At 62.6% G+C, this 25,508-nt stretch carries 28 protein-coding genes; 13 read left to right on the top strand and 15 right to left on the bottom strand.

Annotated features, from left to right (window positions below; all coding sequences use genetic code 11):
- Positions 1–88 precede the first annotated feature (88 nt).
- The 5 genes from C4K39_RS18070 to C4K39_RS18050 form a co-directional block, all read right to left on the bottom strand.
- Positions 89–1,327, bottom strand: coding sequence for a heme biosynthesis protein HemY (locus tag C4K39_RS18070; protein ID WP_124347114.1), 1,239 nt, complete (start codon positions 1,325–1,327; stop codon positions 89–91).
- Complete coding sequence (locus C4K39_RS18065; protein ID WP_068575954.1) at positions 1,324–2,463, bottom strand: uroporphyrinogen-III C-methyltransferase; 1,140 nt, start codon at positions 2,461–2,463, stop codon at positions 1,324–1,326. Before C4K39_RS18065 ends, C4K39_RS18070 begins: the two co-directional genes overlap by 4 nt.
- A gap of 16 nt (positions 2,464–2,479) precedes the next feature.
- Positions 2,480–3,247: a uroporphyrinogen-III synthase gene (locus tag C4K39_RS18060; RefSeq protein WP_124347113.1), complete on the bottom strand. Its 768-nt coding sequence runs from the start codon at positions 3,245–3,247 to the stop codon at positions 2,480–2,482.
- Positions 3,244–4,185, bottom strand: a complete 942-nt coding sequence (gene hemC, locus C4K39_RS18055) for a hydroxymethylbilane synthase (RefSeq protein WP_068575950.1) — start codon at positions 4,183–4,185, stop codon at positions 3,244–3,246. Before hemC ends, C4K39_RS18060 begins: the two co-directional genes overlap by 4 nt.
- 125 nt (positions 4,186–4,310) lie before the next feature.
- Positions 4,311–5,057 (bottom strand): LytR/AlgR family response regulator transcription factor, encoded by a 747-nt coding sequence (locus C4K39_RS18050; RefSeq protein ID WP_068575948.1) that lies wholly within the window; start codon positions 5,055–5,057, stop codon positions 4,311–4,313.
- Between the two features lie 610 nt (positions 5,058–5,667).
- Between C4K39_RS18050 and argH the strand changes: the two genes are divergently transcribed.
- Complete coding sequence (argH, locus tag C4K39_RS18040; RefSeq protein WP_068576062.1) at positions 5,668–7,062, top strand: argininosuccinate lyase; 1,395 nt, start codon at positions 5,668–5,670, stop codon at positions 7,060–7,062.
- A 69-nt stretch (positions 7,063–7,131) separates the two neighbouring features.
- Here the strand turns inward: argH and C4K39_RS18035 are convergent, their stop codons facing one another.
- Positions 7,132–7,791: a glutathione S-transferase family protein gene (locus C4K39_RS18035; RefSeq protein ID WP_068575947.1), complete on the bottom strand. Its 660-nt coding sequence runs from the start codon at positions 7,789–7,791 to the stop codon at positions 7,132–7,134.
- 124 nt (positions 7,792–7,915) lie between these two features.
- Here C4K39_RS18035 and C4K39_RS18030 point away from each other — a divergent pair, with 124 nt between their 5' ends.
- From C4K39_RS18030 to C4K39_RS18020, 3 genes are all read left to right on the top strand, one after another.
- Positions 7,916–8,200, top strand: a complete 285-nt coding sequence (locus tag C4K39_RS18030) for a hypothetical protein (RefSeq protein WP_124347112.1) — start codon at positions 7,916–7,918, stop codon at positions 8,198–8,200.
- Positions 8,201–8,404: 204 nt separating this feature from the next.
- Positions 8,405–8,650 (top strand): TIGR02647 family protein, encoded by a 246-nt coding sequence (locus C4K39_RS18025; RefSeq protein ID WP_068575942.1) that lies wholly within the window; start codon positions 8,405–8,407, stop codon positions 8,648–8,650.
- Positions 8,651–8,815: 165 nt separating this feature from the next.
- Positions 8,816–11,662 (top strand): class I adenylate cyclase, encoded by a 2,847-nt coding sequence (locus C4K39_RS18020; protein ID WP_124347111.1) that lies wholly within the window; start codon positions 8,816–8,818, stop codon positions 11,660–11,662.
- A gap of 7 nt (positions 11,663–11,669) precedes the next feature.
- Here the strand turns inward: C4K39_RS18020 and rnk are convergent, their stop codons facing one another.
- From rnk to cyaY, 3 genes are all read right to left on the bottom strand, one after another.
- Positions 11,670–12,083 (bottom strand): nucleoside diphosphate kinase regulator, encoded by a 414-nt coding sequence (gene rnk, locus C4K39_RS18015; RefSeq protein ID WP_022641793.1) that lies wholly within the window; start codon positions 12,081–12,083, stop codon positions 11,670–11,672.
- A 141-nt stretch (positions 12,084–12,224) separates the two neighbouring features.
- Complete coding sequence (locus tag C4K39_RS18010) at positions 12,225–12,458, bottom strand: DUF1289 domain-containing protein (RefSeq protein ID WP_124347110.1); 234 nt, start codon at positions 12,456–12,458, stop codon at positions 12,225–12,227.
- 4 nt (positions 12,459–12,462) lie between these two features.
- Positions 12,463–12,795, bottom strand: coding sequence for an iron donor protein CyaY (cyaY, locus tag C4K39_RS18005; protein ID WP_068575937.1), 333 nt, complete (start codon positions 12,793–12,795; stop codon positions 12,463–12,465).
- Between the two features lie 228 nt (positions 12,796–13,023).
- On the opposite strand from cyaY, the gene lptM reads away from it, so the two are divergent.
- From lptM to C4K39_RS17975, 6 genes are read left to right on the top strand one after another with little or no spacing between them, the layout of a single operon-like run.
- Complete coding sequence (lptM, locus tag C4K39_RS18000; protein ID WP_083235631.1) at positions 13,024–13,179, top strand: LPS translocon maturation chaperone LptM; 156 nt, start codon at positions 13,024–13,026, stop codon at positions 13,177–13,179.
- 9 nt (positions 13,180–13,188) lie between these two features.
- Positions 13,189–14,436 carry a diaminopimelate decarboxylase gene (gene lysA / locus C4K39_RS17995; RefSeq protein WP_124347109.1) on the top strand — a complete coding sequence of 416 codons (1,248 nt, stop codon included), beginning with the start codon at positions 13,189–13,191 and terminating at the stop codon, positions 14,434–14,436.
- A gap of 4 nt (positions 14,437–14,440) precedes the next feature.
- Complete coding sequence (dapF, locus tag C4K39_RS17990) at positions 14,441–15,271, top strand: diaminopimelate epimerase (RefSeq protein ID WP_124347108.1); 831 nt, start codon at positions 14,441–14,443, stop codon at positions 15,269–15,271.
- Positions 15,272–15,284: 13 nt separating this feature from the next.
- Complete coding sequence (locus tag C4K39_RS17985; protein WP_068575932.1) at positions 15,285–16,010, top strand: DUF484 family protein; 726 nt, start codon at positions 15,285–15,287, stop codon at positions 16,008–16,010.
- Between the two features lie 2 nt (positions 16,011–16,012).
- Positions 16,013–16,909 carry a tyrosine recombinase XerC gene (gene xerC, locus C4K39_RS17980; RefSeq protein WP_068575930.1) on the top strand — a complete coding sequence of 299 codons (897 nt, stop codon included), beginning with the start codon at positions 16,013–16,015 and terminating at the stop codon, positions 16,907–16,909.
- Positions 16,909–17,610 carry an HAD family hydrolase gene (locus C4K39_RS17975; protein ID WP_068575928.1) on the top strand — a complete coding sequence of 234 codons (702 nt, stop codon included), beginning with the start codon at positions 16,909–16,911 and terminating at the stop codon, positions 17,608–17,610. Before xerC ends, C4K39_RS17975 begins: the two co-directional genes overlap by 1 nt.
- A gap of 91 nt (positions 17,611–17,701) precedes the next feature.
- Here the strand turns inward: C4K39_RS17975 and sutA are convergent, their stop codons facing one another.
- From sutA to glnK, 4 genes are all read right to left on the bottom strand, one after another.
- Positions 17,702–18,025, bottom strand: a complete 324-nt coding sequence (gene sutA, locus C4K39_RS17970; protein ID WP_068575926.1) for a dormancy-specific transcriptional regulator SutA — start codon at positions 18,023–18,025, stop codon at positions 17,702–17,704.
- 102 nt (positions 18,026–18,127) lie between these two features.
- Positions 18,128–18,553 (bottom strand): secondary thiamine-phosphate synthase enzyme YjbQ, encoded by a 426-nt coding sequence (locus tag C4K39_RS17965; RefSeq protein WP_068575924.1) that lies wholly within the window; start codon positions 18,551–18,553, stop codon positions 18,128–18,130.
- 210 nt (positions 18,554–18,763) lie between these two features.
- On the bottom strand, positions 18,764–20,101 hold the full coding sequence (locus C4K39_RS17960; protein WP_068575922.1) for an ammonium transporter: 1,338 nt from the start codon (positions 20,099–20,101) through the stop codon (positions 18,764–18,766).
- A gap of 35 nt (positions 20,102–20,136) precedes the next feature.
- Positions 20,137–20,475, bottom strand: coding sequence for a P-II family nitrogen regulator (gene glnK / locus C4K39_RS17955; protein ID WP_002555808.1), 339 nt, complete (start codon positions 20,473–20,475; stop codon positions 20,137–20,139).
- A gap of 412 nt (positions 20,476–20,887) precedes the next feature.
- Here glnK and C4K39_RS17950 point away from each other — a divergent pair, with 412 nt between their 5' ends.
- Together C4K39_RS17950 and C4K39_RS17945 are read left to right on the top strand one after the other, a co-directional pair.
- Positions 20,888–21,148, top strand: a complete 261-nt coding sequence (locus C4K39_RS17950) for an accessory factor UbiK family protein (RefSeq protein WP_068575920.1) — start codon at positions 20,888–20,890, stop codon at positions 21,146–21,148.
- A 157-nt stretch (positions 21,149–21,305) separates the two neighbouring features.
- Complete coding sequence (locus C4K39_RS17945) at positions 21,306–22,799, top strand: YifB family Mg chelatase-like AAA ATPase (RefSeq protein WP_124347107.1); 1,494 nt, start codon at positions 21,306–21,308, stop codon at positions 22,797–22,799.
- Here C4K39_RS17945 and C4K39_RS17940 read toward each other — a convergent pair.
- Positions 22,778–23,383, bottom strand: a complete 606-nt coding sequence (locus C4K39_RS17940; RefSeq protein WP_124347106.1) for a TetR/AcrR family transcriptional regulator — start codon at positions 23,381–23,383, stop codon at positions 22,778–22,780. The two genes, C4K39_RS17945 and C4K39_RS17940, sit on opposite strands and share 22 nt — an antisense overlap.
- Positions 23,384–23,409: 26 nt before the next feature.
- On the opposite strand from C4K39_RS17940, the gene C4K39_RS17935 reads away from it, so the two are divergent.
- Complete coding sequence (locus tag C4K39_RS17935) at positions 23,410–24,423, top strand: ABC transporter six-transmembrane domain-containing protein (protein WP_068577734.1); 1,014 nt, start codon at positions 23,410–23,412, stop codon at positions 24,421–24,423.
- 3 nt (positions 24,424–24,426) lie between these two features.
- On the opposite strand, the gene C4K39_RS17930 is transcribed toward C4K39_RS17935, so the two are convergent.
- Positions 24,427–25,395 (bottom strand): Ca2+-dependent phosphoinositide-specific phospholipase C, encoded by a 969-nt coding sequence (locus tag C4K39_RS17930; protein WP_068577733.1) that lies wholly within the window; start codon positions 25,393–25,395, stop codon positions 24,427–24,429.
- Positions 25,396–25,508: the final 113 nt, after the last annotated feature.

Genomic DNA, 25,508 nt, shown 5'->3' with positions numbered 1-25,508 from the left:
CCTCGGCTGCAAAGAGTTGGCAGGGAACCGTGCATCCGGGTCAAGAAAAGGCCGATAGCCCTAGCAGGCTACCGGCCCCGATGAGACGTCAGGCCCGCGCCGGAACCGGCAACGGCGATGCCAGCAAGCGCTCATCCAGCAATCCCAGGCCCTCCTGGAACAGCTGGTTACTACGCTCGGTGTCCCCCAGCTGCGCCAGGAGACGCGCCAGTTCGGCACAGGCTTCGGGATTGCGCTGCAGGCGAAGGCTGCTTTCCAGGTAGTCGCGGGCCTTGCCCCACAAGCTGTTCTGCAGGCACAGGCGGCCCAGGGTCAACAGCAGGCTCGGATCATCCGCATGCTCCTTCAGCCAATGCTCGGCCGACTGCAACTGCCGTGCAGGGTCACTACCACGCACCAGCCCGTAAAGCCGTGCCAGGTGGCTTTCGTACTTGCGCTTGAGGGCTGTACGCAGCGCTTCTTCAGCCGCCGCTCCAGCGCCCATCTGCCGTAGTTGCTCGGCATAGGCCAGCACCAGTTGTGGCTCCTGGCGCTGAGCCGCGGTCAATTGCTGCCATGCCCGATCGAGGGATTGCTGGGCGCTGGCCTGATCCTCTTCGCGGCGCGCAGCCAGCCCCAGGTTCTCGCCCCAGGCACGACGCTCCAGCTCTTGCAGCTCGCTGGCCGGCAGGGCCTTGTCCTTGCGCAGCTCAGGCAACAGGCGGATCAGCGCTGACCAATCACCACGCTGTTGATGCAGGCGCTGCAACTGGCGCAACACCTGCACGCTGTGGGGATGACGCTCGTGCATGGCCTGCAAGGTGCTGAGCGCACCTTCGGTATCGCCTCGATCGGTCTGCAACTGGGCATGGCTCAAGGCCACGGCCAGTTCAGCCTGGGGCTGGCGGGTCAGGGCCCGCTCCAGGAGGTTGTCGCACTCTTCATAATGGCCTTGCTCGTTGGCCGCCCGGGCTGCGCCCAGGTAGTACAGCAGCGGCTGGCGCTCGGCTTCGGCGGCACGATGCAAATGTTTCTGCGCGCTGGCCCAGCGACCTTCAGCAAGATCCATCTGACCCTGCTCGATGGCAATCTGCACTCGGCGACTACGATTGCGCCGGGACCAGGGATTGACCACGCCACCGGAAACCATCACCAGCTCTACCAGCAGCTTGATGCCCCAGATCACCAGCCAGATCAGCGCCACCAGGGCCAGCGTCGCCCACAGGCTCGATTCGAAGCGGAAGTTGCTATAGGCGATCAGCACGTATCCGGGGTGCTCGGCAATGGCCAAGCCCAGCAGGCCGACGGCGGCAATCAGCAGCAGGACAATCACATAGGCGCGCTTCATGGGCTGGTCTCCTGGGCCGTATTCGCCGCAGGCTTGGCCACAGGTTTGACCGACTCTTCAACACTCAGGTTGCGCCGCTCCAGATAGGCCTGGACGGTGCTCAAGGTCTTGGTCAGGTCTGGAGTCGCCACGGTGACCGGCTGCTTGCTCAACTCAGCCAGGCGCTGGAGCATGAGCTTGCTCTGGGGGTTGTCCTGGTTGAAGTGGCTGGTCAGTACATCGCGGGCTTCGGTCAGGGCCTGGGTATAGACCGGCGCCTGGCCATTGAGCGCCGCCCACTGGGCCTGCTCCAGCGCCAGGCTCAGGGCCAGGCGTACTTGGGTCAATCCCTGGCCAGCCAGCAGAGGGCGAATGTTCTTGTCGGCATTGAAGTCGATGCGGAAATAGCGAGAGATCTGGTCCCACCACTGCGCCCAGCGACTGGCGCCGTCGCCATCGGCGGTCAGGCCCAGCAAGGAGTCGCCGCGATCCTTGTACTCCGGAGCCACCGCACTGAGCTCCAGCACCTGGTCGCGCAAGGCACCCAGCTGCAGGAACAACCCGGTGCGGTCGGGCTGTTCGGTGCTGCGCAGGGCCGCCAGGGTCTTGGCCAATTGCTCGCGGGCCGCAAAAGCGCCCGGGTCGTTCTGCTCGCGCAGGATATCGTCCGCACCCTGGACCAGGGCCTGGGCACTGCTGATGTCCTGCAGCGCGGACAACCGCAGGCTGGCCAGGCGCAGCAGGTGCTCGGCCTCGGCCAGGCGCCAGTCCTTGCGGCTGGCACCGAGCACGGTCTCCAAGCGCTGGCTCAGACGCTGCTGGTCGCCTTGCAACTGCGCCACCAGGCGACGCCGGTCCTCCAGCTCGTCGGCTGCAGGTAGCTGCTCCAGCCGGGTACTCAGGCGCTGCTCGCTAAGCTTGAAGCTCTGGGCCTGGTCACCCAGGGCCTGCAACTGGCTCAACTGCTGCTGGTTGTTGGCTTGCAGGCTGCGCACCTGCCAGATTCCCCAGCCACCTACAGCGATACCCGCCGCCCCCAGTAACAGGGCCAGTATCGCCAACCCGTTGCCACGACGCTCAACAGTTGGGGCCGTGGGTACAACCGGTGCCTCGGACACCGGTTGGACTTCATCTTTAGGCAAGGCTGTTTCGCTCACGTATCCATCCTTTGTGTTAGAGAACGGGCACGGGTTGCTCCCGTAGCGCCGTTAGCAAAGCCGCGGCACTGGCGCCGCGGCAATCCACAACTTTTTCCGCCCCGGCGGCACGCGCTATTTCAGCGACCCGGGGACTTGGAACAAACAATGGCATCTTCGCCAACTGCGGCCAGGCCGGACCGGCCAGTTGCTGCAGGTGGCTGAAACCCTGTCCACTGCTGACCACCAGCCCGTTCAAGCGTTCCCCCAGAATCCGCTGGAGCAGCGTACCTTCGGCGTAGTGCGGCAAGCATCGACGATAGAGTTCCAGATAATCGACACTAGCACCTTGGCTGCGCAAACGCTCAGAGAGCAGTTCGCGCCCTCCTTCTCCACGCACGATCAGCACTCGTGGCTCGGACCGAGCGATAGCCTCGCGCAATTGGGGAAGTTCTAGCAAGGCTTCGCTGTCATCACCGGCCTGTGGATAAAACACCTGCAACCCGGCATCCGCCAGGATCTGCCCCGTTCCAGCCCCGACGCAGAACCAACTCTGTGCCGGTGGCTGCGGCCAGTATTCACGCAGCAGTTCCAGGACCAGGCTCGCAGCCGGCTTGCTGACCACGATCACCGCACAATAATGCTCCAGCTCAAGCAGGCACGAGCGCTGGATGTCTGTGACAGGCAAGGCCTGGATCTCAAGCAATGGCAGGCAACTGCTGGAAACACCGGACTCGGCCAGGACCGCTGCCAGCGCGGCACAGTCTTCGGTCGGCCGGGTCAGCAGCAGGCGCCAATCGGTCACTCTTCTCCCGCCTCGCCATAAACGGCGCGCAGGATGTCACCAGCACCCTGGGACAACAGTTCGTCCGCCACTTGTACACCCAGTTCGGCAGCACGCTCGCGCGAGCCGCGGGCCTGGGCACTGAGCAACATGCCACCGCTGGGCTCGCCTACCAGGCCGCGCAACCAGAGCTGCTCGCCCTCCAATACGGCGTAGCAGGCGATCGGCACCTGGCAGCCGCCATTGAGATGCTTGTTCAGCGCTCGCTCGGCCGTGACCCGGCTGGCGGTGTCGGCGTGATGCAAGGGCGCCAGCAAGGCGTGGATTTCTGTGTCGGCACTGCGGCATTCGATGCCTACGGCACCCTGGCCACCCGCCGGAAGGCTGTCCTCGACACTGATGGAGGAACGAATACGGCCTTCAAAGCCCAAGCGGATCAGGCCAGCCGCGGCGAGGATGATCGCGTCATATTCACCGGCATCCAGCTTGGCCAGGCGAGTGTTGACGTTGCCACGCAAGAAGCGGATCTGCAGGTCCGGGCGGCGCGCCAGGAGCTGGGCCTGGCGACGCAGGCTGGAGGTGCCGACCACGCTGGCGGGCGGTAATTCGTCGAGACTGGCGAAGGTATTGGAGACAAAGGCGTCGCGCGGATCTTCACGCTCGCAGATGCAAAACAGGCCCAAGCCTTCGGGGAAGTCCATGGGCACATCTTTCATCGAGTGCACGGCAATATCGGCCTGGTTCTCCAGCAGCGCGGTCTCCAGCTCTTTGACGAACAGGCCCTTGCCACCGATTTTCGACAGGGGCGAGTCCAGCAGTTTGTCACCGCGACTGACCATGGGCACAAGAGTCACGGCAAGGCCTGGATGAGCCTCTTGCAGACGGGCTTTGACGTATTCGGCCTGCCACAAGGCCAAGGCACTTTTGCGGGTAGCGATGCGGATTTCGCGAGAGGACATGGATCAATCCGTACTGAATAGATACGGCAGATGATAACAGCTCAGCCAAAGCTGCTTTGACTTGTATCAGAAAGCCAGCGTCCTCCCGCTGCCAGGCCTCTTGCCGCTACCCTCGCATTCGCGGCCTAGAGCTGCTGCATCATCTTGCGCACACCTGCGACATGGCGCCGGCTGACGATCAACGCATCGCCATTGAGCCCCTTGAGATACAGCTGGAAGTGCCCCAGGGGCGTGCGCTGCAGGCGTTCGATGCGCTCACGGGCCACCAGCGCGTTACGGTGAATGCGCACGAAGCGCTCGCCAAACTCGTCTTCCAGGGCTTTCAAGGGCTCGTCCAGCAGCACCTCGCCATGCTCATGGCGCAGAGTCACGTACTTGTGATCGGCGATGAAATACACCACCTGGGCCAACGGAATCAGCTCGATCCCCTTGCGGGTACGAGCACTGATATGACTGCGCGGACCCGTGCCCGACTCTGCTGCAGGCCGGGTCAGGGCAGCCAGTTGCACACGGGTGGGCTTGTCGGCCTTTTTCAGGGCTTCGAGCAGTAGTTCGGGGCGGACCGGCTTGGCCAGGTGACCGACGCCACTGCCATTGAAAGCTTCAAGGGCAAATTCGTCCGGTGCTGCGCAAAACACCAGGGCCGGGGGTGTCTCGCGCTCGCACAGCTTGCCGGCAACCTGCAGGCCATCCAGGCCAGGCATGCGCACATCGAGCAGGACGATATCCGGCTTCAGGCTGTCGATCAGGCTCAATGCCTCTTCGCCACTGGTGGCGCTGGGCTCCAGGACACTGTATCCCTCAAGCTCGCCGACCATGCGGCTCAGGCGCTCACGGGCTAGGGGTTCGTCATCAACGATCAGGACATTCATATTGCGCTGGATTCCTGCGTGAGTCTCGCACAAGGATAGCGTAGACAGGTGGAGTGACGTCCGTCACGGCGATCCACGCTAAGACTAGTGCGAAGGCCAAAAAGTGCCGCAAGTCGGGCATCAATATTTACCCGGACCTGCCCGATACCGCCCAAGACCGTTGAATGCGCGACGACGTCGCAGGGAATGCTGATACTCAACACAAAGCCCCCCTCGTTGTGTGGCCGCCGCCCACCCTGGCCGCACCCGCCTCGTTTCATGGACGGATTGCTTGCCCTGCGCGGAGTGAACTCGTTGGTCGGCCCCACGGCGAGCACCTGGCTGGCGCTACGCAATTGTGCCGATCCTCCTGTCCAACTGTAGACGGTTGCCAAGACGATATTGCTCAATCGAGAAATATCGTTTGATCGATATCACCTTCGGCACCCAGGCAACCGACCTCGCCCAGGCGCACCGGTTCCAGTCTCCGCGCCACCAGGAGCGCCAGCAAGCGGTCCAAGAGTCGCAGGTAAAAAGCTGCCGACCAGTGCCAGCGCCAGCCTGGGCAACCCTGCTATCATCGGCGCCTGTTTTTCACGCCATCTTCCTTCAGCAGATCACGAGCGAATTCATGAGCACTGACAAGACCAATCAGTCCTGGGGCGGCCGCTTCAGTGAACCCGTCGACGCCTTCGTCGCCCGCTTCACCGCCTCTGTCAATTTCGACCAGCGCCTGTATCGCCACGACATCATGGGCTCGATCGCCCACGCCACGATGCTGGCCAAGGTCGGTGTACTCACCGATGCCGAACGCGACAGCATCATCGACGGCCTGAAGACCATCCAGGGCGAGATCGAGGCCGGCAGCTTCGACTGGCGCGTGGACCTTGAAGACGTACACATGAACATCGAGGCACGCCTGACAGACCGCATCGGAATCACCGGCAAGAAGTTGCACACCGGGCGCAGTCGCAATGACCAGGTGGCCACCGATATCCGCCTGTGGCTGCGCGACGAGATCGACCTGATCCTCGGCGAAATCACCCGCCTGCAAAAAGGCCTGCTGGAGCTGGCCGAGCGTGAAGCCGACAGCATCATGCCGGGCTTCACCCACCTGCAGACCGCCCAGCCTGTGACCTTCGGCCACCATATGCTGGCCTGGTTCGAGATGCTCAGCCGCGATTACGAACGCCTGGTGGACTGCCGCAAGCGCACCAACCGCATGCCACTTGGCAGTGCGGCCCTGGCGGGTACCACCTACCCGATCGACCGCGAACTGACCTGCCAACTGCTGGGCTTCGAAGCAGTAGGCGGCAACTCCCTGGACAGCGTGTCGGACCGTGACTTCGCCATTGAATTCTGCGCCGCCGCCAGCGTGGCGATGATGCACCTGTCGCGTTTTTCCGAAGAGCTGGTGCTATGGACTAGCGCGCAGTTCCAGTTCATCGACCTGCCGGACCGCTTCTGCACTGGCAGCTCGATCATGCCGCAAAAGAAGAACCCCGACGTGCCGGAACTGGTACGCGGCAAGAGCGGCCGGGTGTTCGGTGCACTGATGGGCCTGCTGACCCTGATGAAGGGCCAGCCCCTGGCCTACAACAAGGACAACCAGGAAGACAAGGAGCCGCTGTTCGACGCCGCCGACACCCTGCGCGATTCGCTGCGCGCCTTCGCCGACATGATTCCGGCCATCAAGCCCAAGCACAGCATCATGCGCGAGGCGGCCCTGCGCGGCTTCTCCACCGCCACGGACCTCGCCGACTACCTGGTCCGCCGCGGCCTGCCGTTTCGCGACTGCCACGAAATCGTCGGCCATGCCGTGAAGCATGGCGTGGACACCGGCAAGGACCTGGCGGAAATGAGCCTGGAAGAACTGCGCCAGTTCAGCGACCAGATCGAACAGGACGTGTTCGCCGTGCTGACGCTCGAAGGTTCGGTCAATGCCCGCAACCACATCGGTGGCACGGCTCCGGCCCAGGTCCGGGCCGCCGTGATCCGCGGCCAGGCCTTGCTGGCCAGTCGCTGAGTCATTGCGCCAGCCTGGGGTGGTAGATCGCCCCAGGCTGCCAGCAAAGCCGCACCCGCAAGGGCGCGGTTACTTCCTGGCCGCCACCATGGCCAGGAACTGCGGCATCGCTGCCTCCCTGTCTGCCGCAATACGCTGGACATTGGGTAACTGCTCCAAGCGCTCCAGCAGGGCCTTCGCCTCCGGCATCGCCGCCAGGAAATCCACCTCGAACAATTTCTGCCCAACCGTCCGGGCCAGGCTCACGCTGTAGAGAAAGTACAGGTCCGCCACAGTCAGGCTATCGCCAGCGACATAAGGCGAGAACCGAGCATGCCGCGCCAACGCGGAAAAACCGAGCTGCAAGTCAGCCTTGGCCTTCTGCTTGATTGCCTCCGGCACCGTCATGCCGAAAAAAGCCTCGGGGTAACAGGTACGTGCCGGCAACTCGATGTACAACTCGATTTCCCTGGCCAGCGCCAGCACCTGGGCCCGCTGGAACGGTTCGCCCGGCAACAGCGCCGGTCCCGACCGGGTCTGCTCGAGGTATTCGAGGATGACGCTGGTTTCATTGATGAACCCTTGGGCCACCTGCAAGACCGGTACCTTGCCACGAGGACTGATAGCCAGCGCCTCTGGCGCCTGGCCGGCGTAGAACGCCACCTCCTCGAAAGTCAGTCCTTTTTCCAGCAGCGCCAGCTTGACCATGTTGTAGTAGTTACTGACACAAAAACCATAAAGCTTGAGCATCACTTAGCCTCCAGGCCGTTCAGGGGTTGGCAGCATTTTTTATAGAAGGTCCCTGCCACTCTGGCCAGCAGCATCACTTCCCTGAATGCGAGTAGACTGGCGTCCTTTCCTTGAGGAGCCTGCCATGAGCGAGCCAACCGATATCGACAACGACGAAGAAGAGTTCGCCGAAAATACCCTGGTCGAAGCGATCGAGAACCAGATTGAAAGCGACAACCCGCCGGCTGCCAAGGCCACCTTCAACAAGCTGACCCTGGTGGGCTACGAACGGGACGAAATCCTCAACCTGATGGCCCATGTCCTGGCCATCGAGATCGATGCGATCCTCGAGGAAGACCGGCCTTTCGACACCCAGTGGTACGAAGCGGCCTTGCGTGCCCTGCCGGAACTGCCTCCCGAGAAACAGTGAAGCTCCCGCCGGAGCGTTGCCCCCTGCAACGCTCCATGCACCTGATACGACCTTTCGCCCAGCGCCTGACTACACTGCAACCACCCTGCGGCCAAACACCGCTGCCATTGGCTGCAAAAGTACTCAGCGAACGCTGGACACACCGCCCTTGTGCGGTCACCTTAAGAACGCTGACCTCTCATTCCTAGAAAGTCTGGAGTCCTTATGTCGTATACCCCTGAGTTGGTTGCCGAACTGGAAATCCTTGCACTCTTCAACCTGGACAGTTCCCAGGAAGGCCTGAAGATCCATCAGACCGCTACCCCCAGCGCTATCGCAGCCGCCAAGCGCCTGCATGCCAAGGAACTGATCACCCAGCCCGATGGTGGCTACCTCACCAGCCTCGGCCGGGATGCCGCCGAACATGCCCAGGGCCTCCTGACCATCCTCAACGTCGCCGAAACCGCCTGAAGACTTCCCTCGCCTGCGGGACTCCCGTCCGTCGGGATTCCGTAGGCTGCCTTGCACCAATGCGTTAGAAATCTGGCGTCAAAAATAAAATCAGCTTAAGAGTCAGCCCTGTCTGCCGGTAGACTGGCTACACCCTGACTCCGCCACGTTCGAGCTCCGCTTGAAATGCCCCATACCCATGAAATCCGTCCCGACCTGGATGAAGGAATCGATCGCAAGGTTCTAAGCAAGCTCCGTGCACGCTTTCTCACCCTCAACGAAGGACGCATGACCCGGGCCATGGAGGGCTTGTCGGCCCGCCAGCAACTGGTCCTCAACCTGCTGCCGCTGTTCTTTCACGTCAATCACCCATTGCTCCCCGGCTATGTCTCCGGTGCAACTCCTGCGGGCCTGTCCAACTATGAGCCCGACCCGGCTGCACTGGCCGAGGCCCAGCGCCTGACCCGTTCCTTTTCCTACAAGGCGCGCCACGGCAACCCACCGCGACCGATCCATGGCCTGTTCCTCATGGGCAGCCTGGGCACCCTGGCCCAAGCCGACCAGAGCGATATGGACGTATGGGTCTGCCACGCCTCGAACCTGAGTGAAAACGAACTGGCCGAGTTGCAGAAGAAATGCCAGTTGCTGGAAACCTGGGCCGAGAGCCAGGGCGCCGAAGCGCATTTCTTCCTCATCGATCCGAGCCGCTTCGTCCGTGGCGAACGCGATACCCAGCTCAGCTCGGACGATTGCGGCACCACCCAGCACTACCTGCTGCTGGATGAGTTCTATCGCACCGCCATCTGGCTGGCCGGGCGCACCCCCCTGTGGTGGCTGGTGCCGGTGTACGAGGAGTCTCGCTACGAGCAATACATCCACACGCTGCTGTCCAAGCGCTTCGTCTCTGCCGAGGAAAACCTCGACCTGGGGCACATGGCGCGGATTCCTCCCGGGGAATTCATCGGAGCCGGGCTCTGGCAGTTGTTCAAGGGCATCGAGTCGCCCTACAAGTCCGTACTCAAGCTATTGCTGATCGAGGTCTATGCCAGCGAGCATCCGCAGGTCCAGTGCCTGAGCCTGCGCTTCAAGCAGGCCGTGTTCGCCAATCGCCTGGACTTGGACGAGCTGGACCCGTACATCGTGGTCTACCGGCGCATAGAGGAGTACCTCAAGGCCCGCGGCGAACCCGAGCGCCTCGAGCTGGTACGTCGCAGCCTTTACCTCAAGGTCAATCGCAAGCTGACGGCCGGCAATGGCTCTCGCAGCCCGAGCTGGCAACGGGCGCTGCTGGAGCGCCTGGCTGACGAATGGGGCTGGGACCACCGCCAGCTGGCACTGCTCGACAGCCGTAGCCAGTGGAAAGTGCGCCAGGTCGGCAGCGAACGCCGCGCCCTGGTCAACGAGCTCAACTACAGCTATCGCTTCCTGACCCAGTTCGCCCGCACCGAGCAAGCTGCCAGCCTGATCAACAAGCGCGACCTCAACGTACTGGGCCGGCGTTTGTACGCAGCCTTCGAACGCAAGGCGGGGAAAATCGAATTCATCAACCCGGGCATCGCCCCGGACCTGGCGGAAGATACCCTGACCCTGGTGCAATCGCCCAACCGCAGGGAACCCGGCCAGACGCACTGGGGCCTGTACAACGGCAACCTGACGGCCCTGGAATGGGAACACTTCGCCCCGATCAAACGCAGCCGCGAGCTGCTGGAACTGCTCACCTGGTGTCATCGCAACGGAGTGATCGACAGCAGTACCCGCCTGGCCTTGCATCCCGGCAGCAGCGACCTGAGCGAGTTCGAGCTGTTCAACCTGCTGGGCAGCCTGCAGCAAACCGTCGCCCTCCCGCTCAATGCCGCCAGCGAAGATCAACTGCTGCATGCCAGCGTGCCCAGCGAAGTGCTGGTCCTGGTGAACGTGGGGGTCGATCCGCTCAAGCACCATCGTGAGCTGAACATCCACATGACCACCGAGCGAACCGATTCCCTGAGCTACGCAGGGGTTCGCGAGAACCTGGTGCTGACCCTGGACCAGGTCACCCTCAATAGTTGGAACGAGGTCATGGTGGGTCGCTACGACAGCGAGCATGCCCTGCTCGATTGCCTGCGCGACTACCTGAATAACCTGCCTGCCGGCCCCCAGCCACGGCTGCGGGTCCGCTGCTTCTGCCACAACCGTGCGCAATTCATCGCCCGCCGGGTGGAAGAGCTGTTCGAGACCGCACAGAACCTGCTGCTCAGCCAGCTCAACTATCGCTACCTGATCCAGGTCCAGCAGCACTATCACGTGCTCGAACTGGTGCCCGGCCAGGTTCGGCACCGGGCCCTGGCAACCCCCGCCGCGCTGCTGGACTACCTGGGACAGGAACAGGCCCGCTACAGCCCCCTGCACCTCGACCCCATGGCCCTGGAGGATCACGACCTGGCACTGATCCTGCCCATGGGCCAACCGGACTGCATCCAGGTGTTCTACCGAATCAGCGAAGACCAGGCCGAGCTCTATGTCCTGGACGAGCACAATGCCCTGTGGCAACAGACCCTGCCCTACCACGACGAGCAGAGCCTTCTGGTGCCCTTGCAGCGCTTCCTGCAGTCGATCCTTTATCGGCGCGAGGCCCTGCTGCCCATGGACAGCATTCCAAGCGAGAAACCTTTAGACACACTCTACTTCCAGATACTGCCCTCAGGCACCGCCCGAGCACGCCGGGTAGAGGCCCGGCCGGCACCACTGACTCCGGTCGACAAGGCTTTTTATGATGTGCAGGCAATCGTCGGCAAGGCGGCACCGAGTCAGGTGCAAGTCTCGCTGTACTGCAATCAAAGGGAGTTTTCCGAGCTGGAATATGGCGACCAACTGTTCAGCACAGTCGTCCAGGAGATCGTCGAGCAGCGCCGCGAACCGGAGCGTTACCGCTGCTACATCACCGATCTGGACCTGTCCGGCCTGCTCGGTGATGGGCAAGGTTCGAGCATTCTGTATCTGCGTTACAAGGCCAGCCTGGAGCGTGCCTTGAACGACGCGCTCGAACAGGTCTAGACAGGAATCAGAGGTGGAAGTCGCCTGCGGCTTCCGGCTGGTATTCCACTTCCAGCAACGTCAGTTTCAGGGTCTTTCCGCCCGGGGCCGGCCAGTCGATGTACTGCCCTACCTGCAGCCCCAGCAAGGCGCTGCCCACCGGCGCTAGGATGGAGATCTTGCCTTCGTCGGCATTGGCATCCTGGGGATAGACCAGTGTCAGGTGGTAGTCCTTGCCGCTGCTTTCTTCACGGCAGTGCACCCGCGAGTTCATGGTTACGACACCGGCCGGGACCTCATCGTGGCCCACCAGTGTTTCGGCACGATCCAGCTCGGCTTGCAGTGCAATGACGCCTGGCAGCGAGTCGTCCAGACTGTCGATCAGGCGCTCCAGACGTTGCACGTCAAGGCGGGTAAGGATGATGGATGGTGCAGTACTCATGATCCTGGCTGACTCCTGTTTTTTCTGCACAAAAAAGCAAAACCCCGCCAAATAAGACGGGGTTCTCACCAGCCTCAAGGTAGCGAGGCGAAGTCGGACACTATCACAGCGAACCGAATAAACAAACCGTGCGGACCAGAACTACAACCCCCCTGGTATCGCCGCCTGTTTACGCTGCAACGCCTGGTCGCAGATCACTCGACGGCGTTCGTCGTCAGCCGAGCGCCACTCGCGAATATCCTCCACGTGCCGGAAACAGCCCCGGCAGATTTTCTCCTCGTCGAGGCGACACAGGCTGATACAGGGCGAGCGCACCGCCGGACTGACATTGCTGAACAGCGGCTTGGGCGGGCGGACCGTACTGGGCTGGCTCACGAAATCAAAGCCCTTCGAACTCGAGCTTGATATCCGCCTGTTCGAACACGATGCGCTCCAACATCTCGCCCAGTTGTTCTTCGCTCTTGTCGCACATCCAGCGCTCGCTCTCCTCGTCATAGTCGAAGTGGAAACCGCCCGAACGCGCAGCCAGCCACAGCTGGCGCAGAGGCTCCTGGCGACTGAAGATCACCTGGCTGCCATTATCGAACTTGACGGTGAGCACCCCGGCCGAGCTTTCCAGGTCGATGTCCAGGTCACTCTCATCGAAAATATCCTCCAGCGCCTGCTGGGTGGCATCCACCAGGTCGTGGAAACGGGCTTCGGTCAAACTCATTGCAGGAACCTCGGTCAGTATCTAGTCACGCTCAAGCGCCGCAAGATACGGGCGCTTCCCGGTGAATGCAAAGAATACCGGAGCGGCCGATACCTGCCACGACCAATCCGCCAACACTGCCAGCCGGTCACCGGCAAAGGCCCGCCAGGCGGGATTTTCCTTGCATAGGCAAGCTGCCGGGTGGCCGGTATACTCGGGCGCAATTTACGCATTCTCAAGGATTTCGCCATGAAGCGCCTGATCTCCGCCCTCGCTGCGCTTGTCGCGGTTGCCTGCCTCGTGACCGCCTGCGGCCAGAAAGGCCCGTTGTACCTGCCAGATGACAGCAAATCCCCCGAGGAACAGTCGAAGGCGCACAAGCACGACACTTTCGACACCTACTAAGGGCTCGCCATGGACGCTTTCAACTACCGCGACGGCGAGCTGTTCGCGGAAGGCGTAGCCCTGTCCGCCATTGCCGATCGTTTCGGTACGCCCACCTACGTCTATTCCCGCGCGCACATCGAGGCCCAGTACCTGGCCTACGCCGAGGCGTTGGCCGGCATGCCGCACCTGGTCTGCTTCGCGGTGAAGGCCAACTCCAACCTTGGCGTACTCAATGTCCTGGCGCGCCTGGGCGCCGGTTTCGACATCGTCTCCCGAGGTGAGCTGGAACGGGTGCTGGCCGCGGGCGGGCAAGCGGACAAGATTGTCTTCTCCGGCGTTGGCAAGACCCGCGACGACATGCGCCGCGCCCTGGAAGTCGGCGTCCATTGCTTCAACGTCGAATCTGCCGAAGAACTGGAGCGCCTGCAGGAAGTGGCAGCGCAGATGGGCGTACGTGCACCGGTATCCCTGCGGGTCAATCCCGATGTGGATGCAGGCACTCACCCCTACATTTCCACCGGGCTCAAGGAAAACAAGTTCGGCATTGCCATTGCTGCCGCCGAGGATGTGTATGTTCGCGCGGCCCAGCTGCCCAACCTGGAAATCGTCGGTGTCGATTGCCACATCGGCTCGCAACTGACCAGCCTGGCGCCCTTCATCGATGCCCTCGAACGCCTGCTGGACCTGGTAGACCGCCTCGCCGAGTGCGGCATCTACTTGCGCCACATTGACCTGGGCGGAGGCCTGGGAGTGCGGTATCGCGACGAGGAACCACCCCTGGCAGCCGACTACATCAAGGCCGTGCGTGAGCGCCTGGCCGGGCGCGACCTGGCCCTGGTGTTCGAGCCCGGACGCTTCATCGTCGCCAATGCCGGGGTGTTGCTGACTCGGGTCGAGTACCTCAAGCACACCGAACACAAGGACTTCGCCATCGTCGACGGCGCCATGAACGACCTGATCCGTCCGGCGCTGTACCAGGCCTGGATGGATGTCAGTGCCGTGCGCCCACGAGATACCGAACCCCGAACCTACGACATCGTCGGCCCAATCTGTGAAACCGGCGATTTCCTCGCCAAGGAGCGCGCCCTGGCCCTGGCCGAGGGCGACCTGCTGGCGGTGCATTCAGCCGGTGCCTATGGTTTTGTCATGAGTTCGAACTACAACACCCGCGGCCGCGCCGCCGAAGTCCTGGTCGATGGTGACCAGGCTGTGCAAGTGCGCCGTCGCGAGACGCTAGCCGAGTTATTCGCTGGCGAAAGCCTGTTGCCGGAGTAAGACCATGCTGCTGCGTTTTACCAAGATGCACGGCCTGGGCAATGACTTCATGGTCCTCGACCTGGTCAGCCAGCACGCGCATATTCAACCCAAGCACGCCAAGCAATGGGGGGATCGCAATACCGGGATCGGTTTCGATCAATTGTTGATCGTCGAGGCCCCGACCAATCCGGACGTGGACTTTCGCTACCGGATCTTCAATTCCGACGGTTCGGAAGTGGAGCAATGCGGCAATGGCGCTCGCTGCTTTGCCCGTTTCGTGCTGGACAAGCGCTTGACCACCAAGCGCCGGATCCGCGTAGAAACCAAGAGCGGCGTCATCGAACTCGATGTGCGCAACGACGGCCAGATCAGCGTCGACATGGGACCACCGCGCCTGGTACCGGCGGATATCCCATTTCAAGCACCAGCCCAGGCCACCAGCTATACGCTGGACGTCGAGGGTCGCCAGGTCGAGTTGGCCGCCATTTCCATGGGTAATCCCCACGCCGTGTTGCGGGTGGATGACATCAACAGTGCACCGGTCCATGAACTGGGGCCGAAGATCGAACATCACCCGCGCTTCCCGGCCCGGGTCAACGTCGGTTTTCTCCAGGTACTGGACCGTCAACGCGCGCAGTTGCGGGTGTGGGAACGTGGCGCCGGGGAAACCCAGGCCTGCGGCACCGGCGCCTGCGCCGCTGCAGTGGCCGCGATCAGCCAGGGGTGGATGGATTCGCCGCTATTGATCGACCTGCCAGGCGGGCGCCTGTCCATCGAATGGGCGGGCCCAGGCCAACCGGTGATGATGACCGGCCCGGCAGTACGCGTATACGAAGGACAGGTGCGTCTATGAGCGAGCGAAATCCATGACCGATCAGCCACAGGTTCCCACGACAACGCCCGACGAATCTCCCGTCCAGAGCCTGGAGGCGGCAGCCGTTGCCGCCTACCTGGAGGCTCATCCGGACTTTTTCGTCGCCCACGAAGAACTGCTCCCGGCCTTGCGCATCCCCCACCAGCGCGGCGATACCGTTTCCCTGGTGGAACGGCAGATGAAGATCCTGCGCGAGCGCAATATCGAAATGCGCCATCGCCTGTCGCAACTGATGGACGTGGCCCGGGACAATGACCGCCTGTTCGACAAGACTCGGCGCCTGATTCTTGCGCTGATGGACGCCAGCAGCCTCGAAGAGGTGGTGATGAGCGTCGAGGACAGCCTGCGCCAGGAGTTCCAGGTACCCTTCGTCAGCCTGATCCTGTTCAGCGACAGCCCCATGCCCGTTGGCCGCTGGGTCTCCGCCGCCGAGGCCCAGGGGGCTATCGGGGGCCTGCTGGCCGAAGGCAAGAGCGTCGCTGGCGCCCTGCGCGAACATGAGCTGGATTTTCTCTTCGGAGAAGAACAGCGCAAGCAGATCGGCTCCACAGCCGTGGTTGCCCTGGCTCATCAGGGGATGCATGGCGTGCTGGCCATCGCCAGCCGCGATCCGCAGCACTACAAGAGCTCGGTGGGCACCTTGTTCCTCAACTACATCGCCGAAGTCACCGGTCGCGTGCTACCGCGCTTCACCCACTCACTGCGCTCGGTACGCTGAACATGCAGCAACAACTGGACGCCTACTGCGCACACTTGCGCAGTGAGCGCCAGGTGTCGCCCCATACCCTGGAAGCCTACCGGCGCGACCTGGGCAAGGTGCTGGGGTTCTGCGAGAAGCAACAGGTGCACAGCTGGACCGACCTGGACATCCAGGGCCTGCGCAGCCTGGTGGTACGCCTGCACCAGCAGGGCCAATCCTCCCGCAGCCTGGCCCGCTTGCTGTCCGCGGTACGCGGGCTCTATCACTACCTGAACCGCGAAGGGCTATGCGATCACGATCCGGCCAATGGCCTGTCCCCGCCCAAAGGCGAACGACGACTGCCCAAGACCCTGGATACCGACCGTACCCTGCAACTGCTCGACGGCGCAGTAGAAGACGACTTCCTGGCTCACCGCGACCAAGCCATCCTGGAGCTGTTCTACTCCTGCGGGCTGCGCCTCTCCGAACTCACCAGCCTGAATCTCGAACAACTGGACCTGGCCGATGGCCTGGTGCAGGTCCAGGGCAAGGGCAGCAAGACCCGAGTCCTGCCAGTAGGCAGGAAAGCCCGCGAGGCCCTGGCACTATGGTTGCCGCTACGGGCCTTGAGCAATCCACCGGACACAGCCCTTTTCGTCAGCCAGAAAGGCCGCCGCCTGGGCCCCCGCGCCATCCAACTGCGAGTCAAGGCAGCGGGCGAACGCGAATTGGGCCAGAACCTGCACCCGCACATGCTGCGCCACTCCTTCGCCAGCCACCTGCTGGAATCCTCCCAGGACCTGCGCGCCGTGCAGGAACTGCTGGGGCACTCGGATATCAAGACCACGCAGATCTACACCCACCTGGACTTCCAGCACCTGGCAGCGGTCTACGACAGCGCCCATCCACGGGCCAAACGCAATAAAGGCGGTGAGTAATGACCATCAAGCTGATCACCTTCGACCTCGACGACACCTTGTGGGATACCGCCCCGGTGATCGTCAGTGCCGAGGCCACCTTGCGCCAATGGCTGGCAGAGCACGCTCCGAACCTGGGTGGCGTACCGGTGGAACACTTATGGGCCATTCGTGAACGAGTACTGGCACGTGAGCCCGGCCTCAAGCACCGGATCAGCGCCCTGCGCCTTCGAGTACTGTTCCATGCCCTGGAAGAAGCCGGGTATGACCAGGCCCAGGCCAGCCAGCTGGCCGAAGCAGGCTTCGAAGCATTCCTGCACGCCCGGCATCAACTGAATGTCTTTCCTGAGGTACAGCCAACCCTGGAGGCCCTGGCCAATCACTTCGCCCTTGGAGTGATCACCAACGGCAACGCCGACGTGCGTCGCCTGGGCCTGGCGGACTACTTCACGTTCGCCCTGTGCGCCGAGGACATCGGCATTGCCAAGCCCGATGCCCGGCTATTTCAGGAGGCCCTGCAACGCGGGGGCGCCACTGCCGATACCGCCGTGCATATCGGCGACCACCCGGGCGACGACATTGCCGGGGCCCAGCAGGCCGGCTTGCGCGCCATCTGGTTCAACCCGGGTGGCAAGGCCTGGGAGGCCGAACGCGCACCCGATGCGCAGATCCGCAGCCTGACCGAGCTTCCAGCCTTGCTCGGGCGCTGGAAGTCCCTGTAACACTGGCATCGCGCCCGATCCGCAGCTGTTTGCCCAGGCATGAAAAAACCCGCAGCGACGGCGGGTTTTTTCAGCAAGCAAGTAGCAAGGCTCAGATAGGCCGGCTGCCGTACTTGTTATCAGGCTTCTTGGGCGGATCGGCGACCACGTTGGCCTCGACTTCCTGCACTTTACCGCCACGGGCCAGGAACTCCTCCATGGCACGCGCCAGTGCATCGCGCTCCTTGTTCTTGGCTTCGACGCTCGGCAATTCGTCTACCGAGACGGCCGCCTTGGACTTGCCTTTGGCGGTCGGAGCAGGAACATCACTGCCATCGTCTTCCGCCACATCGTCGGCGGCCGCTTCCAGACCTTCTTCGGTTTCGTCTTCGTCACCTACTTCGAGGTCGTCGTTTTCCAGATCATCGTCGCTCATGTTCTACCTCATGACTTGCGAAAAGCAGATTAGTTATAGCCCAGCTCGGCCGACTGTCGAAGGCCGCCGGAAAAAAATCAACGTCCACTGATACTCAGCGGCTTATGCCTTATCACCCTGCAAGGTGGCAAGGACTTTGCGAGCACCGCCGTGATCACGATGCTCGCCCAGATAGACGCCTTGCCAGGTGCCCAGCGCCAGGCGTCCCGCCGAGATCGGCAAAGTCAACTGGCAGCCTAGCAAACTGGCCTTGAAGTGCGCCGGGAGGTCGTCCGCGCCTTCGTCGTTATGCTCATACCCAGCCATGCCTTGCGGCACCAGGGCGTTGAAGAAACGTTCGAAATCGCGCCGAACCGCCGGATCGGCATTCTCGTTGACGGTCAACGAGGCCGAAGTATGTTGTAGCCACAAATGCAGCAGACCCACCCGACATGCCTTCAACTCAGGCAGGCCGGCGAGCAACTCGTCCGTTACCAGGTGAAAGCCCCGGGGCCTGGCCCGCAGGGTAATCAGGGTCTGTTGCCACATACCTATCTCCGCGCTTCGGCGCGCATTCTAGCGCGCTCAGGAAAAAAACAAAGCGCCTAATAATCCTGCTTTAGTGTAAGCATTTGCCCTACTAAAAATCGTCATGGCAAACACGCCAAGGCTTACCAGAAAAACCTTTCAGCCTTCCCCGAGATCAAAACCCAGGCAAAAAAAAAGCCCGGCCAGTGCCGGGCTTTTTCGTTGGCGCCGTTACAGGTTGTAGCCACGCTCGTTGTGCTGCGCCAGGTCGAGGCCGACCGCTTCCTCTTCCTCGGTCACCCGCAGCCCGATGATGACGTCCAGCACCTTGAGGATGATGAAGGTAGCAATGGCGGTGTAGATCACCGTCAGGCCCACGCCCTTGGCCTGGACCCAGACTTGGGCGGCAACGTCGGTCACGGTGCCGAAGCCACCCAGGGAAGGCGCGGCAAACACACCCGTCAGGATCGCTCCGAGAATACCGCCGATACCGTGCACGCCGAAGGCATCCAGGGAGTCGTCGTAGCCCAGTTTGCGCTTGAGGCTGGTTGCGCAAAAGAAGCACACCACACCCGCCGACAGGCCAATGATCAAGGCGCCCATCGGGCCCACGGTACCCGCCGCCGGCGTGATCGCCACCAGGCCGGCCACTACGCCCGATGCGATCCCCAGGGCGCTGGGCTTGCCATGGGTGAACCACTCGGCAAACATCCAGCCCAGGGCTGCGGCAGCGGTGGCGATCTGGGTCACCAACATCGCCATGCCGGCAGTGCCATTGGCCGCGGCAGCTGAACCGGCGTTGAAGCCGAACCAGCCGATCCACAGCATCGCCGCGCCCATCAGGGTGTAACCCAGGTTATGCGGAGCCATCGGCGTGGTAGGAAAACCCTTGCGCTTGCCCAGCACCAGGCAGGCTACCAGCCCGGCGACACCGGCATTGATGTGCACCACCGTACCACCGGCGAAGTCCAGCACCCCCCAGTCGCCCATCAGCGAACCCGGACCGCTCCAGACCATGTGTGCGATCGGTGCGTACACCACGGTGAACCAGATACCCATGAAGATCAGCATGGCCGAGAACTTCATCCGCTCGGCGAAGGCCCCAACGATCAGCGCCGGGGTGATGATGGCGAAGGTCATCTGGAAAGTGACGAACACCGCCTCGGGAAACAGCGCTGCCGGACCGGTCACACTGGCCGGGGTGATACCGGCGAGGAAGGCTTTGGACAGCCCGCCGACGAACGAATTGAGATTGACCACGCCAGCTTCCATCCCGCTGGTGTCGAACGCGATGCTGTAGCCATAGATGAACCACAGGACGGTAATCAGGCCAGTGATGGCGAAGCACTGCATCATGACCGAAAGGATGTTCTTGGAACGCACCATGCCGCCGTAGAACAGCGCCAGCCCGGGGATGGTCATGAACAGTACCAGGGCGGTGGAGGTCAGCATCCAGGCGGTGTCGCCGGAATTCAGGACTGGAGCAGCCGCTTCGTCTGCCGCCATGGCCAAGCCAGGCATTACGAGGGGCAAAAGGGCTCCTAGCCCTGCGAATTTACGCAGAGTCATGTTGTTTTCTCCTGGGGCGTTGGGTTTGGGGCGGCTTAGATTGCGTCGGTATCGGTTTCGCCGGTACGGATGCGAATAGCCTGTTCCAGATTGACCACGAAGATCTTGCCGTCACCGATCTTGCCGGTGTTGGCAGCCTTGGTGATGGCCTCGATGACCCGGTCCAGATCCTTGTCGTCGATGGCGACATCGATCTTCACCTTGGGCAGGAAATCGACCACATATTCCGCGCCGCGGTACAGCTCGGTATGGCCCTTCTGCCGACCGAAGCCCTTGACCTCGGTGACGGTAATGCCCTGCACGCCGATTTCGGACAGCGACTCGCGCACGTCGTCCAACTTGAACGGCTTGATGATGGCGGTGACTAGCTTCATGAAACTCTCTCCCGAATTGGTGGACTTGCCCCAGGAAAACAAACCCGACTCAAGTCTAAGCGCAGTGCCTGGCTTTGTAACGCATCGTCGGCCTTCCTCAGCCGGACCGACGCTAGCCGCCCTGACGAAACACTCCCCCGTTTCGTCGGTCGCACTGCATTCGTCACAGCGACTGCATCAGTGCATGGGTCACCAGGGTCTAAGCAGAAAGCTTGCCAGGTCGGGAAATACCAACGATTTCAGCCCCTTGCTGGCGTTCAGCCTGCTGGGCCATGAAACAGTGCCGCAGATACGCACAATAACGGTGCGCCAGCATTCGGCCAGATGCGCAAAAAACGTGCAGCCTCCGCCGCGCCAAGCCCTCGGTTCGTGCGTGATACACTGCGCCCCATCAGCTCTTCAGGACATTCCCATGCTCGCCCCCAAAGACCTCCTCGACACCCTGAGCGGCCACGCCTCACGCTTGTTCAGTGGCGAAACGCCTCTGCCCCGCAACGAAATCGAAAGCCAGTTCAAGGCCCTGCTGCAAAGCGGCTTCAGCAAGCTGGACCTGGTCAGCCGGGACGAGTTCGATAGCCAGATGGTCGTCCTGGCCCGCACCCGGGCTCGCCTGGAGAGCCTCGAAGCCAAGGTCGCCGAGCTGGAAGCCAGGCTGGAACCGAAGGATCAATGAGCTGACACCCTCCTCGCCGGCCGCGCGCCTTCAGCACAGCTGAAGGACAGGCCGGCGACACATCCTGTCTGCATTGCCCAGCGCTTGCGCTGCCCCCCTCGCCTATCCTTGCAACACCGCAGGACGCGGTTCCCGCCGCTGCAAGGAAGAACGTCGCATGTCCCTGGCCATCATCCACAGCCGCGCCCAGGTGGGCGTGCAAGCACCTGCAGTCAGCGTCGAAGTGCACCTGGCCAACGGCCTGCCTAGCCTGACCCTGGTGGGCCTGCCCGAAACGGCAGTCAAGGAAAGCAAGGACCGGGTCCGCAGCGCGATCCTCAATGCCGGGTTCGACTTCCCCGCCCGACGCATCACCCTCAACCTGGCACCCGCTGACCTGCCCAAAGATGGCGGGCGCTTCGACCTGGCGATCGCCCTGGGCATCCTCGCCGCGAGCCGGCAACTGCCGACAGAGGCGCTGGACAACGTCGAATGCCTCGGGGAGCTGGCCTTGTCCGGCACCGTGCGCCCGGTACGTGGTGTCTTGCCGGCCGCGCTGGCGGCACGCGATGCCGGGCACCGCCTGCTGGTGCCCCGGGCCAACGCCGAGGAAGCCTGCCTGGCCTCGGGCTTGACGGTGATCGCGGTGGACCACCTGCTGGAAGCAGTGGCTCATCTCAATGGGCAGGCACCGATCCCGCCATGCGCGCCCCAAGGCCTGCCGCTCAACCACACGCCCTACCCCGACCTCAGCGAAGTCCAGGGTCAACTGGCTGCCAAGCGCGCCCTGCTGGTCGCCGCATCCGGCGCCCACAACCTGCTGTTCTGCGGCCCTCCCGGCACCGGCAAGACCTTGCTCGCCAGCCGCCTGCCCGGCTTGCTGCCGCCCCTGGAAGAACACGAGGCGCTGGAGGTGGCGGCCATCCAGTCGGTGAGTAGCCTCGCACCGCTCACTCATTGGCCACAACGCCCATTTCGCCAGCCTCACCACTCGGCGTCGGGGCCCGCCCTGGTTGGTGGAGGCTCGAAACCGCAGCCCGGGGAGATCACCCTGGCGCATCACGGGGTACTGTTTCTCGATGAATTGCCGGAGTTCGACCGCAAGGTCCTCGAAGTACTGCGCGAGCCCATGGAGTCGGGGCAAATCGTCATTGCCCGGGCCCGTGACCGGGTGCAGTTTCCAGCACGCTTCCAACTGGTCGCGGCGATGAATCCCTGCCCTTGTGGTTACCTGGGCGAACCCAGCGGTCGCTGCCGGTGCACAGCGGAACAGATCCAGCGTTATCGCAACAAGCTCTCCGGCCCGTTGCTGGACCGCATCGACCTGCACTTGACGGTGGCTCGCGAAGCCACCGCGCTGAATCCCACCCCCCAGCCAGGCGACGACAGCGCCAGCGCCGCTGCCCGGGTAGCCCGGGCCCGCGAGCGACAGCTACAACGCCAGGGTTGCGCCAACGCCTTGCTCGATCTGCCCGGCCTGGGTCGTCATTGCAAGTTATCCACAGCCGACGAGCGCTGGCTGGAAAGCGCCTGCGAGAACCTGGGGTTGTCGCTGCGCGCGGCCCACCGCCTGCTCAAGGTGGCACGGACCCTGGCCGACCTGGAGCAGGCCAGCGTCATCGGCCGCGAACACCTGGCGGAGGCGCTGCACTATCGGCTCGCAAGTGGCTGAGGAGCCTGCGTCGCAAACCCCAGGAGCAGCCCGGCGACTTCCATCACCTCATCCAGCGCTGCCTGTTCCGCTTCGCCGGAGGCCAGCAGCAACAGGTCATCGGTGTACCCCATGGTCTGGGCGAAGATCTGCCGGGCTGCCCGTTCCGCATCGGCACAACGGAACACCTCAGCCTGGACACCCTTGGCGATGATCGATGCCAGCAGTGCCTGCCACTGGCCGTTGATCTGCAGGTAGACCTCAGCCAGTTCGGCGTCGTGCATTGCTTCATCCCAGGCGTCGAGCCACAGCCCCCAGCCGATGCTGCTGGAGGCCGTCAGGCAATCGAGGAGGAATATTCGCAGGGCCTGTGCAGGCTCTGCATCGCGCACCAGGTCGGCCACCGCCTCCAGCTGGCCATTGGCGAACCGCACGAAGGCTTCGCGGCGCAACTCCTTCCAGTCACGGAAGTAGTGGTAGATGTGACTGCGAGACAACCCGGCATGCTCGGCCAGGTCACGGGTGGATACCTCGGCGAAACCCTTGCTGTGAAACAGTTCCAGGGCAGCGCTGATGATCTGCTCCTTACGGTCGTTACGGGACATCGGTAGCTGGACCTCTTGGCGCCGGAATGAACGGCACTTGCGTTTTGAGCGGTCGCTCAAAGATAATTGAGCACTCGCTCAATATTAACCGTTATCACACTTGTGGTGCAGTCATGTCTGTCGTCACCCGTTCCAATATCGCGGACCCAACCCAGAAACTCGGCCAGCAATCCGCTGGCCAGACCCTCAAGGCCATCGCTCGCGCGTACCCGGGCAAACTGTTCGTCACCTTGTCCCTGGTGGCCCTGGAGAACGCCCTGCTGCTGGCCTACCCGCTGTTCGCCGGGTTCGCCGTGGACTCGATCCTGCGCGGCGATACCACCCATGCCCTGGTCTACGCCATGGTGGTGCTGGGCTTCTGGATCGTCGGCGCAGCACGGCGTGCCGTGGATACCCGGACCTTCACTCGCATCTATGCGGACCTGGCCGTACCGGTGATCCTCAACCAGCGCCAGCAGCAACAGAACACCTCCACCGCGGCAGCGCGAGTGGTGCTGGCCCGGGAGTTCGTCGACTTCTTCGAGAAACACGTACCGATCATCGCCACGGCCCTGGTGTCGATCATCGGCGCAGCGGTGATGCTCTTGGTGATCGAACCCTGGATTGGTCTGGCCTGCCTGGTGGCATTGCTGCTGTGCATCACCCTGCTGCCACGCTTCGCCCGACGCAACCAGCAGTTGCACGAGCGCCTGAACAACCGCCTGGAAAAGGAAATCGGCCTGGTCGCCAAAGTGGGTGCCCAATCCCTGCAGCGTCATTACCGGTTGCTGTCGCGGCTGCGGATCTGGCTATCGGACCGGGAAGCGGTGGCCTATCTGTTTCTTGGCGTCATGGCAGCGGTGCTGTTCGTGATCGCCATCACCCAGCTGTCGCTGTCGCCCGAGATCAAGGCCGGGCATGTGTATGCGGTCATGACTTACCTGTGGACCTTCGTCAGCAGTGTCGACGAGGCCCCGAGCATGGTCGACCAGCTGGCGCGCCTACGGGATATCGGCAAGCGCGTGGACCCGGGACTCGACGACACCGCCGAGCCCCGCTGAACGTCAGAACGGCCGAATGCGGAAACCGCCAGCGCCCTGGTCGGCGAACTTGTAGTACGCCGACAGGTTGATCTGTTCAGCGATGTGTTGGGCGAACGACACACCGTCATCACCCCAGACTCGCCCGATATGGCTGTAGGCAAAGGCTTGGGCCGCCCATTTCTTGTCACCCTTGCCCATGTTGTTCATGGCCACATAACCCGATGACTGGTCGGACATGCCACTGACCTTGCCGCTGACATCGTTCTGGCCATTGGTCACCGGTGAGATGAACACCTTGGCGCTGGAGGTCCGGGCTTCGGCGTACTGCGAAAGCTTCTGGTTCTCCGAATGGTTGAGCACCAGCAAAACCTTGCCCTGCAATTGGCTGGCGGTGGGCCAGGCCTTGCCCTTGAGGTTGTTCTGCAGGGCTCCGGCACTGCTGCCGATATGGGTCGCCAGGTCCTGGGGGGTGTACAGCTTGCCCTGGAAGATCCGGCTCACCAAGTCGTCGAAGTCCTGTGGCGTGCGCCCCGAGCTGGCTTTCGACCAACCCTGCTTCTTGTCCAGGATCACGGTGATGGGGAAATGCCCCGGATGGTTGTCGCTCCAGAGCTTGATATCGTTCAGGCAGGCTTCCAGGTCGTTCTTGCCGGTACCGTCGCCCGTGCAGTTATTGTCGTTGCCGGACTGGAACAGGGTGCCCGGGTTGTGCCGCACGAACCAATGCCGTGGCGAACCCCCGGTTACCGCGTCGCGCTGGTCCCAGAAATCCAGCTCCAGGGTGCGCACACTGTCGAGCACGCTGCTGAAGGTGCCCGCGTACTGCTTTTCATAGCAGTTGTGACAGGCCACTTGGGCAATCCGGTTGAATGGCGTGCTCCAGGACGCCGGGTCGATGAACGCCGGGCTTTCCTGGCCGAAGGCTGCGTGGCTGAGCAAGAACATCGACACAGCCAATGCACGGGGAACGAAACGAGAAAGATGAGTCATGCCAGCTCCTGCTAAAAGGTCAGTCCTTGAAGGGCAATCAACTGCTCATCTGTTTTAGTCCAATCATGTGTCATTGCAACCATGGCCCTCCAACACCTCGCCGGAGGGCGGGT

Source organism: Pseudomonas sessilinigenes (genome assembly GCF_003850565.1).
Taxonomy (GTDB): Bacteria; Pseudomonadota; Gammaproteobacteria; order Pseudomonadales; family Pseudomonadaceae; genus Aquipseudomonas; species Aquipseudomonas sessilinigenes.
The sequence above is the reverse complement of the archived record's forward strand: the minus strand, read 5'-3'. Positions and strand labels throughout refer to the sequence as shown.